This is a genomic window from Amphritea sp. (assembly GCF_016744155.1).
Taxonomy (GTDB): Bacteria; Pseudomonadota; Gammaproteobacteria; order Pseudomonadales; family Balneatricaceae; genus Amphritea.
Genome location: NZ_JADGEW010000015.1, coordinates 36,089 through 48,537 on the forward strand (window position 1 = coordinate 36,089; position 12,449 = coordinate 48,537).

The 12,449-nt window shown below is 39.9% G+C and carries 7 protein-coding genes; all 7 read left to right on the forward strand.

Annotated features, from left to right (window positions below):
- Position 1 precedes the first annotated feature (1 nt).
- The 7 genes from QZZ54_RS12305 (at position 2) to QZZ54_RS12335 (ending at position 12,385) form a co-directional block, all read left to right on the forward strand.
- Entirely contained in the window at positions 2-1,270 is a 1,269-nt protein-coding gene (locus QZZ54_RS12305) for a hypothetical protein (RefSeq protein ID WP_290702987.1), read from the forward strand.
- Positions 1,270-2,991: a BNR repeat-containing protein gene (locus QZZ54_RS12310; protein WP_290702988.1), complete on the forward strand. Its 1,722-nt coding sequence runs from the start codon at positions 1,270-1,272 to the stop codon at positions 2,989-2,991. Before QZZ54_RS12305 ends, QZZ54_RS12310 begins: the two co-directional genes overlap by 1 nt.
- A gap of 24 nt (positions 2,992-3,015) precedes the next feature.
- Complete coding sequence (locus QZZ54_RS12315) at positions 3,016-5,229, forward strand: glycosyltransferase (RefSeq protein WP_290702989.1); 2,214 nt, start codon at positions 3,016-3,018, stop codon at positions 5,227-5,229.
- Entirely contained in the window at positions 5,229-5,873 is a 645-nt protein-coding gene (locus QZZ54_RS12320; protein ID WP_290702990.1) for a hypothetical protein, read from the forward strand. Before QZZ54_RS12315 ends, QZZ54_RS12320 begins: the two co-directional genes overlap by 1 nt.
- 85 nt (positions 5,874-5,958) lie before the next feature.
- Positions 5,959-8,484: a glycosyltransferase gene (locus QZZ54_RS12325; protein WP_290702991.1), complete on the forward strand. Its 2,526-nt coding sequence runs from the start codon at positions 5,959-5,961 to the stop codon at positions 8,482-8,484.
- Between the two features lie 353 nt (positions 8,485-8,837).
- Positions 8,838-10,100, forward strand: coding sequence for a glycosyltransferase family 2 protein (locus QZZ54_RS12330; protein WP_290702992.1), 1,263 nt, complete (start codon positions 8,838-8,840; stop codon positions 10,098-10,100).
- 161 nt (positions 10,101-10,261) lie between these two features.
- On the forward strand, positions 10,262-12,385 hold the full coding sequence (locus tag QZZ54_RS12335) for a glycosyltransferase (RefSeq protein ID WP_290702993.1): 2,124 nt from the start codon (positions 10,262-10,264) through the stop codon (positions 12,383-12,385).
- Positions 12,386-12,449 lie beyond the last annotated feature (64 nt).

Below are 12,449 nucleotides of genomic sequence, written 5' to 3' on the forward strand. Positions count from 1 at the left end.
TATGAAACTGGAATTGCTAGCTCATTTACAAGTTGATCATTTAGTCTATCTGGGGGCTGGTGATTTAAATGAAGAAACGGTTCGCTTTTTAGAAACAATACCTAAAGTTACACTGGTAGAGGCTCAAAGTTCACTGTGCGAATCGCTGCAAGAGCGTTTTCAGGACATGGAACATATCACTGTTATCAATGAAGTAATTGCAGGTAACGAAGCTGACACTGAGTTTTATATATATAACTTAATAGAGCTGAGCGGTCTAGTTACTGTAGAGAACTTAAAGACGTTCTATCCCGGTTTAAGGGTTTTAGAGAATACGTCAGTCAAAACAATTGGTGTTGTACCGTTACTTGAACAAATTGGCTTAGACGCAGAGAAAAATATTGTTTTAGTCGTAGATATTCCGTTTCAAGTAGAATCTTTACTGGATGAGGTTATTAAAGCCGAAGTGCTGAATGGATTTTCATTGATACTTTGTAGCACACCGACAATCAATCATGAAGTAAAAGCGGCCAACTCTTCACTTACCCATAAATTACAGCAAGCGAGGTTCGACTACGATCTTGTTAGCTTACTCTCTGAGCGAAATGGTCTTGATTATCAAACGAGTGTTTATAGACAAAGTTCATTATTACAAGAGCATAAACAGGTAACAGAAGATTTAATAGCTTACGAAAAACGAAACATACAACAAAGTAAAGAAATTAAGGCCTTGCAAACACAGGTGAGTAAGGTGCAGGAAGAAGCGAAAACAACGCAATCAGAACAGAAGTTGCTTAAAGCAGAAAATTCTACCTTACAGGGACAATATAAGAGTAAGCAGAGAGAGCTTGATAGAGCGCTGAAGGAACATGCAGGCCAGCAAGAAACGCAGCAAAGCTTATTTAATCAGTTGCAATGCCAAAATAAGAAAGTGCAAATTGATCTCCACAATGAGCGTGAGCTAACAGATAGTACTCAAGCGCATAACGAGACCCTAAAAGCAGAATTGAAGACACTCCAGCAAGAGCGAGATAACGCTTCCAAGGAAAGAGAGTCTGTGGGATCGGAAAGAGATGAGATCAAAAGTCAGCTAGAGAAAACTTTGAGATTATTACAAGCCAAAAATAATTTATTAAATGAGAAATTTGAGCAAATAAGTCGAGTTCAAAACAATAATTCAAAGTTGAATATGGAAAACGAGCAGCTTAAAAAGGAAAATACTATACATAAAGGTCAGTTAACAAAAGCTGAATATCAAATTGAGCTGATCAAAGAGCTACTGGTACCTTAATGTTAGTAAATGACTATGCTTTAAAGTTAGCAATACACTGGCAAGCTGGAGATTGGGTAAGAATAAGCGAATTTCAGCAGGCTCAATTGTCGGATATTGATAATAAGGCCGAAGCGGCTTTAATGGTGTCAGTTGCTTGCCTTCAAGTGGCTGAAAATAAAAAAGCATTACAAGCTTTGCAATGGGCTAAGCAATGGGGTGCAAGTAAAGAACTACAAGCCCGCTATTTAATTAAGGGGGTGTATAATACACTAGCACTAGCTAGATTAATCGATGATACCTCCACTGCTGAGCTTCTTTTTTGTAAAGCGAATGAAGTTAGCGATAACATAAACGTATTAGATGAATTGTCACAGCAAAACTACCTGCAACAGCAAACTCATTTTTTTCAATTGATTCAACACCTAGCGAGCAGAAACAATAAAGCTAAAGAAGTTACACGGCTTAAAACACTAAACCTTGGTTATGCCTGGGCGGGTAATACCATCAACACTGTTATCTTCCGACACCATGCAATATTTACTGCACATAATTACCAATACACAGCTTTCTATGTTGATACACGGACATTAAGAGTGGTGAAGCGTAATTTAGATAATAGCTCTAAAAGCAATGAGATTGAAACGTTTGATATTAAAGGCGAATACAATCTTAAAGATGCACATAATAGCATAAGCCTTGCTATGGATAGACAAGGGTATCTGCATCTTTCTTATGACCATCATGGCAGTACTCTACATTACCGGCGTAGTATAAAATCTTATCAAATTGACGGCTGGAGTGAGGAGCTGTCGATGACGGGGGAGAATGAGAAAAAAGTCACCTATCCGACATTTATTATGCCTCAAAACAATACGCCTTTACTCATTCTTTACCGTGATGGAAACTGGAAGCGAGGGAGTGCATATCTCAAGTATTACGATGAGTCGTTGCAAGGTTGGTTTGACTATTTTACCCCGATACTAAGTGGCGCTGACCAGCAACCCTGGACAAGTAATGCTTATTGGAATAATCCGGTAATGGATCAATATGGCTGTTTACATCTCTCTTACACCTGGCGAACCGACTACTTTTCTGATGAGCAGTTAATCAATAATATTAATATTGATTACGCTAAAAGTTTTAATCAAGGATTTAACTGGCTAACGTCGAAAAATCAGCCCTACAATTTGCCTATTACTCAAGTCAATAGCGAAACTGTTTGGCCGATATCACCTGGTTCAAATCATATAAATCAAACCAGTATGGCATTAGATTCTAAAGGCTATCCTCACATTGTGTTTTATGCCAATGATATGAATGACGTTCCGCAGTACCAACATATTTGGTTTAACGGGACTAGTTGGCAGCATAGTTGGGTTTCTGAGCGTACAGAAGGTTTTAAACTCGTAGGCGGCGGTACTTTGCAGATACCGATTAGTCGTCCTGAAATTATTATTGATAGAGATGATACGGTTTACATAATTTACAGAGCAGAAGACACGGAACAAAAGTTGGTGGCTAATTATATTACAGCGCCGAGTTATGAGTTCTATTCAGAGAATACTCTAATACTCTGGGATGAACCAGTGGGTCAGGCGGAGCCGATTATTGACCGTATTCGTTGGCAAAAAGAGCAAGTATTAACCATGTTGGTGCAATACAATGAGCAACCCAATGGTGATACTGATCATAAAGATATTGAAAAGGATATCTTGCTAATTGATTTGAAATTTAATTAAACATTTACACGTAATGGAATAGATATGAGCTACCTCAAAAAAGCGAATGAGGCTTTGCGGAAGAAGGACTATCACGTAGCAATTGATCTTTATGATGAGGTAATTAAAAACAGCCCTGCCTTGAAAACTGTTGTGGAGTTTAATCGGCAATATGCTAAGTCTAAACTAAAATTCAATGGGGCATCGGATTCATTTCTAAAAAGCCTGCCTGCAACAAGCAAGCAAGAGGTAAAAAATAAAGAGCTGATCTACTCCGCAAAAGGCCATCCTGCGGCACCATATTTAATGAACTATCAGGTCTATACGGTAGATCTGGTCATACCTGTATATAACGCATTTGAAGATGTGAAACTCTGTCTGGAATCTGTTGAGAAAAATACGGACGGGTTTCGTGTCACAACTTATATTATCAATGATGCATCAGAAGAAGAGACATCTTCTTACCTGAAAGAGTTTTGCAAAGGAAAGAATGATTTCATTTTGATTGAGCATGAAAGCAATCAAATGTATACAAGAACAGTCAATGATGGATTAAGAGCTTCGACTGCAGATTATGTTGTAACCCTGAATAGCGATACCATCGTTTCGAAAGGTTGGTTACAAGCTCTTGTCAGATGCATTCTTTCGGATAAAAAAATAGGAATTGTTGGCCCGCTATCTAATGCTGCAAGTTGGCAGAATGTTCCTGTATTGTTAGATAAAAATGATCAGTTTGCAGTAAATGATGTCCCAAATGGAATGTCCGTTGATGAAATGGCCGAGTATGTCAATAGAATATCTCGCCATTTTTATCCTCGCGTTCCATTTGTTAATGGGTTCTGCTTTATGATTGCTAGAGAAGTAATTGATGCAGTTGGTTATTTGGATGAAGGTACTTTCCCTACAGGGTATGGTGAAGAAAATGATTACTGCTTACGCGCAGCAGATGCAGGTTTTGATTTAGCTATTGCTGATGATTCGTATGTATTTCATGCTAAATCAAAAAGTTTCGGCCATGAAAAAAGAAAAGAATATTCTAAGAGAGGCTCGCAAAGTTTAAAAGCAAAGCACGGCAAGGATAAAGTAAATAACCTTGCTGGAAAAATTCGTGATATGAAGGTGTTTGATGACATTCGCGAAGGTGTTCAAAAAGGGTTAACTAAATCTAAGGATCAAAAGCAATTTAAAGAGCCTTTATCTCAACGTATTCTATTCTTGCTTCCTGTTTCTGGCGGTGGCGGTGGCGTACATTCTATTGTCCAAGAAACAATGGGCATGAGACGGTTAGGTGTAAAGGTTAAAATCGCAGTGCCTCAAAAACATCTACACAAGTTTTTAAAAGTTTATGAAGATATTGCCGAAAGAGAAGACCTTTTTTTAGGTTTCGATGAAAAGGATCTGGTTAATATATCAAGAAAATTTGATGTGATTATAGGTACTATCTATACATCTATGAAACAAGTTCAGAAGATTAAAAAAGAAAATAATAAAATTTCGACTGCCTACTATATTCAAGATTATGAGCCATTGTTTTCAGAACCAGGCACAGCGGCTTGGCAAGAAGCCTTTGATTCATACACCTTAGTGCCTGGCACAATACTATTTGCGAAGACGGACTGGATTTGCAATAAAGTCTTTGATCTTCATGGGGTAGTGGTGAATAAGGTAGCACCTAGTATAGATCATGATGTGTATAAACCAAAACCAGGTTGTTTTAATACAGATACAATTAAAATATCTGCAATGATTCGTCCAAAAACCCCTAGGCGGGGGGCTGATCGAACTATGCGTTTGCTTAAAAAACTGCATGATGAACTTGGTGGAAAAGTTGAAATCAATATTTTTGGTTGCGAAGACAGTGATCCATTATTTGGTAAATTGGAACGTAATTATAAGTATAAATCGAGTGGCATTTTAACGAGAAATGGTGTGGCTAATGTTCTGAAAAGTTCAGATATATTCATTGATTTATCAGACTATCAAGCGTTTGGTCGTACTGCTTTAGAGGCTATGAGTTGCGGTGCAACTTCGGTTGTTACAGCCTACGGAGGTGTATATGAATATATTCGGAATAAAGAAAATGGTGCCGTGGTTGATGTGTTTAATGAAGAGGCAACTTATCTTACTGTAAAAGAGTTGATAGAAGATAATGATTTATACTCTTTAAAGATTAAGTCACTTGAAACGGCATCAAATTTTTCAATTAATAAAGCTTCAATGACATTGTTGCTTTCTTTGTCTAGTAAGGAAAAAAGTTGATGATGAGCTTTAATGGATTGGATTTGCGAGTTGATGAAGGTAACTTTATAGAAATTGATGCTGATTGCAATTTTCAGACTAGTAGAATCTACATTCAAGGGACTGGAAATAAAGTGAAAATCAGTAAAGCTCTTTTACATCAGACACTCTTTATAAATATTAGCGGGAATGATAAGGAAATTGTTGTTAGTGAGAGTAAAAAAAATATAAATAATTTAAAAATTGTTTCTATAAGAGGTGAGTGTCAGAAAGTTCTTATTGGTCGGGATTTTAGTTGTGGTGGTTGTGAGATTCAGATGAACGATGGATATGAGACTCTCACGATTGGCGATGATTGTCTTTTTTCTTGGGGAATAAAAATGAGGACATCTGATGGTCACTCTGTAATTGATCTTGAAACAGGAAATGCGATTAATTTGCCTAAGAATATAACGATTGGTAGTCATGTATGGGTAGGAGAGGATGTTAAGTTTTTAAAAGGTTCGATTATTCCATGTAACACAATAGTTGGTGGGTTTTCTGTCGTTACAAAAGCCTTCTTTAGTGAGAATAGTGTTATAGCTGGATTTCCAGCCAAAGTAGTAAAGAGTAATGTGGGTTGGGATCGGCAGATGCCTTATGAGTACAATAGAGTGAAGTCATAAGGATGTCTGACCGAGTCAAATATATATGCCCGGTGGGAAAAGGTTGCTGGAAAGTACGGTAATCTCCGATTACTAGGTTGTTTAAATGATGTCGTTTTCTAAAAGCTTCAAAGGATGGTTTTCCGCAAAAGAATCAATTAAGTTATTAATGAAAAATAGATTAAAAAAATACTTATATAAAGTTGGACTGCTGTCCAAAGTTGAACGCATACAAATGCGGGCTTATTTTCTTGTTGAAACAAGCGTTTTTTTCGACCCTTGCTGGTATTTAAGTAAGAATCCCGATGTCGAAGTTTCTGGTATCGATCCCATTACACATTATTTGAATCATGGCGCTCAAGAAAGAAGAGATCCTGGTCCGAATTTCGACTCACAGTATTATCTTACTCAAGTCTCTAATCTACCCGAATTGCAACGGCAGGTGGGCAATCCGTTGTTACATTTTTTAACTATTGGGCAGAAATCTGGCTTAAAGTGTTTTCCTCCAACAGGGTTGGATCTGGATTTAAATCAAACTGATGTTTCATCTATAGAGCAGCCGTCTTCAGTTGCGATAGTCATTCCAGTTTATAACGCTTTGGATGAGCTTCGCGCTTGTTTGCAATCGTTGATTGAGCACACTTATTTTCCTTGCAGGATTATTCTGATTGACGATGCAAGTCCTGATTCAAGGATTAGTTCTCTTTTGGAAGAGTTTCTTTCTTTTGACCACTTTGAGGTTTATCGTAACAATTATAATCTTGGCTTCAGCGGGACGATTAACCGTGGTCTGGGTCTGGCGGGAGACAGCGATGTCGTGTTATTAAATGCAGATACTGTTGTTGTGCCGGGGTGGTTAGGTCGCTTACGTGTTGCAGCTTATCAGCAATCTGACATTGGCACAGTTACACCTGTGTCGAACAATGCTGGGGTTTTTTCGGTTCCACACGCTGGCAGTAATGATTTACCTGTAAGCCTTTCAATTACTCAGACAGGGCGTTTGGTTAGTCAGAATTCGTTAAGGTATTTTCCGCAAACCCCTACGGGAAATGGTTTCTGTTTATATATTCGACGTGACTGTATGCAAGACGTTGGGGGATTTGATGCTGAAGCTTTTCCTCGTGGTTATGGCGAAGAGAACGATTTTTGTATGCGTGCGCTTAAGCAAGGGTGGCGGCACATCATTGATGACTCTACTTGGATTTACCATGTGCGTTCCGCGAGTTTCGGTGAAGAGAAGACGGAGTTAATAAAAGCCGGGCGGCAGATTGTGGATGCTCGCTACCCTGACTACAGCTATTTGGTCAGAAAGGCCTTTTCTTCTGAAAAGATTTCTGCCATTCGTGAACGTGCCGCGCAGTTGTATCACACTGCTCATGACTCAATCGACCCTGTAAATCCAAGACCAAGAATACTGTATGTTATTTCAACGTTAACTGGAGGTACTCCTCAGACCAATGAGGACTTAATGAGCAGTCTGTCGGATGAGATTGATGCTTATGTACTTCGTTGTGACAGCAAAACCTTAAGTTTGCATCATTATTGTGGTGGGTATTATGAAGAGGTGGCTCGAGTCGTATTGTCCTTGACGATTCAAGCTTCAATACATCGTAGTGATGAGTATGACCAGGTTGTTAAAGTTTGGTTAGCTAAGTGGGCAATTGAGTTAGTACATATTCGCCATATAGCCTGGCATAGTTTGGGTTTGGTAGAGGTGACTCAATCGCTAGGTATTCCTTGCATATTTTCAGTCCATGACTTTTATAGCATTTGTCCGAGTGTAAAGTTGTTGGATAACCATCTACAGTATTGCGGAGGGAATTGTACTGCAGGACAAGGGGCCTGTGATTATGAGTTGTGGCCGCAAGATAGTTTTTCTGCTTTGAAACATACGCAGATTAAACCCTGGAAAACAATGTTTGAGAGCTTTTTGTTCAAATGTGATGGTTTTATTACCACCAATGTACAGGCAAAGTCTTTACTGCTAGAGCATTACCCTTACTTAAATCATAAACCTTTCGAGGTTGTTGAACATGGCCGAGATTTTAATTGTTTCCAGCAAGTTGCTGTGCCAATTGAGCCTTGTAAACCTATCCGGCTGTTGATCTTGGGTAATATTACTCCTGCGAAAGGCGGTTACTTGCTGCAAACACTGGCGGAAAAAGTGCCGTTATCACAGTTGGAGATTCATATTTTGGGTGATGTATCTCCGTTATTAAATTTGCCTCCGAAGGTGGTATGCCATGGCGAATATCAACGAGAAGAACTATGTCATGTTATATCTCAGATTAAACCTCATATTGGTGCAGTTTTGTCTATTTGGCCGGAAACCTGGTGCCACGCCTTAACCGAATATTGGGCGTATGGTATTCCTGTTATGGGATTTAAGTTGGGTGCTGTAGGACAGCGTATTGCTAGGAGTGAAGCTGGTTGGTTATTGGACTCGATAGATGTGCAGACCATACAGTCTACGCTTTTAAATATTGAGCAGTCCGACTGGCACAAAAAAAGGGAAGCAGTTATCTACTGGCAGCAAACGCAGGGTTCAGAGCAAACCTGTCAGGCAATGGCTAAACAGTACTGGGGATTTTACAAACGGGTGTGGTCCCCTTTGATCCAACGTAACGGGTGAACATGCTCGCTACTGAGGTAGTGAAAGCTGGCCCTGCCGCTGCTCAAGAAATATTAATGGTTGTTAAAGTTTACTTTCATGAAAATAATCGGCCGTAGAATCACTGTGGCTACACCTGTTAAAATAGGTGCAGTTTATTGCTTAGTTATATCCAAGGCTGATGTGATTTTTTTGCAAAATCGAGATTTCTATTCTGTTGACGCTAGTCTTATCTAAGTTGAAACCAGCAGGACGCTTAATTAATTTGAATATATTGGGATAACAAAGGCTTCTGCTCTCTAATGAGTGAAATTATTGCGGACTCGTGAGAATGCGTAGTGAATACTGAATTTGTCTGCTAATAGGAACTGAGCTTGGAAATTGCAATAGCCGCGATTGTTAAAAATGAAGCTGACTGTCTTTTGGAATGGATCGCCTATCATCGTGTTATTGGTGTATCTCATTTTTTGATCGCTAATAATGACAGTACTGATGAGACGCGGGATCTGCTACGAAAACTCGCTGACATCGGTCTGGTGACGACAATAGATGTACCAACTAAAGGGGATGCGAAGCCGCAGCTGCCGGCCTATCAAAAACTGGTGAACCGGTGCCCTGAATCGATCGAGCTGATAGCCTTTATTGATGCTGATGAGTATATAACGGTGACCGACGATGCTGTAACCATCAACCCTGTGCTAGATCGATTGTTTGCTGACCCAGAGGTTTCAGCTCTGGCGATGAATTGGGCGTGTTTTGGCTCAGCCGGTCAGTTGTTTCGGGAAGATGGGATGGTGATTGAGCGATTTACCCAGCAGTCATCTCCTAAGTTTACGGCTAACCGAAACTACAAGTCGATAGCCCGCCGTCAATCGATCGTAAACTTTATGAACCCTCATCATATCAACCTCTATGGCGGGCGCTATATTAATACGCTGGGTGAGTCACTGGATATAATTGAGAGTAAACCTGGAGTTACGCAGCGACTGGTCTGGGATCATCTGCGGGTTAATCACTATGTAACTAAGTCTCTGGAAGAGTTCGTTCTCGGTAAATCAAGGAATGGTAGCGCCGCAACTAAAGGACGGAAGAAGCATAAACAGTATTTTGAAAGCCATGACCGAAATGAAGTGTCATGGCATTATTCGGAAAAATTGCTTAAAGCGGTAAATGAGTTTCATGGCATTTTAAAATCATTATTGTGTCCTGACCCACTAGACTCTTCTGCGAGTAGCTATCTGAGTATGGCGGGGGAGCTTCGATTGGTCGCTTCTACTAAAAGCAGGCAGGTAAAGGGCTTAGGTGTCTATAAATGGCATATAGACTCCCCATCGCATGAAGGCGTGATAGAGAATACTCAATTAGGCTGGAAGCTTACGGGCTGGTTGTTGACTGAAAACGCTGAAGATACTGCTTATATTATCATTCAAGTGGAAAAAGGTTGTGAGTGGCGGGTTCCTTTAACCATTAAGCGTCCTGATGTTCTCAGGGAAATGTGTGAAGGGTCAATGTCTAATCGTCATGACCTTTGCGGTTTTACATTTGAAATTCCGGGATGTTTCAAGACCGTTAAACTCTACGCTGAAATTGCTGATAGCAGAGCGTTATTGACAAAGTTAGTCATTCCAAATGCTTGATGCTGGTCGATTTACCTTGTTTCTTTAAAACCGTTTTTATTTTATTTTATTCTGCTGATGGTAATGATTTAGAACAAATACATAAGCTGATAAGCTTTCATGCAGTGGTAAAATGATGGCTAATTATAAGTATTTAAAGCCAGTATTGGTGTTTATAGATAATGATATTTGATTTGTCCGACAAGGAAGGGGCTAGCTTTGATAAGGAGTCCTCTACATGGATTGTGAATTCTGTCCCTGCAAGTGTGCTTGTAAAGCCCGTTGATAACACTGAGTTTCCAACAGGCTGGGTTTTAATCCGCTCGATTCTCAAGAGAGAAGGCGTTGATTTTGATGCTAAATTGATAGTTAGCACTTCAATTTCTGATTCACTATTTGTATTTGATCTTCCCGTCAGCTTAAAAGGGACTTTACTCGAAGTCATTTGTTTACCGGATAACATTACCAGTATTGAGTTCCAACCGATGAGTTCTGTTGGAACTTTTAGGGTAGAGCCGTTTGAAATTATAAAAATTAGTTTTCTGGAGCGGTTGTGCAGGCAGTACTTTCGAGTTATATCAACCTATGTTGATCAGCCTTCTGATAGGGTTTATAAATCAGGCTTACACTGGTATACGCCTCTTTTAAACTTACAGAAGGCTTATACGCTGGCCAATGGATTTCGATCTTATAGCCCTACTGTCGCCTATCCCAACTGGATTGAACGATTTGATAAAGTCGATGCGAGAGATAAGCAAAAGATTAGGAAGGCCATTAGAAAATGGCCTGAGCATACCTCGCTGGATATCGTAGTGTTGGACTCCTCCGGCAGTATGGAGGCTTTGAAACTATCATTAAATCAGCAGCTATATGAGGGCTTTAAGGTTTGGACTCTGAGGGAGTGGCTTGCTGAACATCGATATTTGACTCGTTTGGATTGGGTTGTGTTCGTTGAAGACCACGTACAGCTTAGGTGTCATGCATTATTTTGGGTAAACTTTGAGATCAGGCGAAATGCAGACCTGGCAGTCATATATGCAGACCATGATCATCTTGATGAGTCTGGCACGCGGATAGACCCCGTGTTTAAGCCTGAATGGTCTCCTGAGTTGCTCTTTGCCACCAATTATTTAGGTGGTCTTATCGCTGTGAATTTGAAGTATTTATCTTCATTTGAATTCTGTGAGCATTTATCGCTTGATACACTTGCCGTACATTGTGCTCTGATAACGAAACCTTATATCGATTCGGGTCATGACGTTAAACGTATTCCAGCAGTGTTGTATCATCAGGCCGTTAAGCCGTGCAATCAGGCACATTCCCTGAGTGTCATTAAAAATACATTTGATGAGCAGGGTATTTCTGCCGCTGTTTCTGACGAAGAGACGTTTAAAAAAGTTATCTACAGGCCTGTCGGTAATCCGCTGGTGAGTATCATTATTCCTACCAGAGATATGCTTCACCATTTGGAACTCTGTGTATCCAGTGTGTTGGATAAAACGATGTATTCTAATTTTGAGATTTTGATTGTAGATAATCAGAGTCTACAGGAAGAGACATCGGTCTATTTTGAAAAGATAGTTAAAGATGAGAGAGTCAGAGTCCTCTATTATGATTATCCTTTTAATTATTCGGCCATAAATAACTTTGCAGCGGCTCAAGCGGAAGGCGAAGTTTTATGTTTATTAAATAATGATACGGAAGTGATTACTCCCGAGTGGTTAGATATCATGCTGGGGCAGTTACAGCAGGGGAATGTGGGCGCTGTTGGCGCGAAACTGCTGTTTGCCAACGGAACAGTTCAGCATGCAGGTGATGCAGTCGGTCCAGGAGGCTGTGCAGATCACTTTCATTTAGGCATCGGTGGCAATGATCCGGGGTATCAATCCAGGGCTATTATTGCCCAGGACCTGTCCGCTGTTACAGCGGCATGTCTGCTTACTTCAAAATCACTTTTTGATCAATTGAACGGTCTGGATGAAGAAAACCTTGCTGTTGCATTCAACGACGTCGATTACTGCTTACGCGTAAGAGAGTACGGTAAGCGTATCGTATTTACACCTTATGCACAGTTGTTTCATTATGAATCTGCTTCCAGAGGAAAGGACGATAGCCCCGTTAAAATCGCACGTTCTAAAAGTGAAGCTGACTATATGAGAAAGCGGTGGAAGCATATTATTAAAAATGATCCTTTCTATAATCCTAATTTGAATTATTCACGGCCCGACTTTACGTTAAGTAATTCACCGCTGGTAGATAAACCCTGGCATAAACAATCAGGTTTTTGGCGTTTTAGCGGTAGCTGACGTTTTGCCAGAGCTACCTCTATATGTACAAGGGTTCTATTGTATGGATCTGTTTCTTATCTAG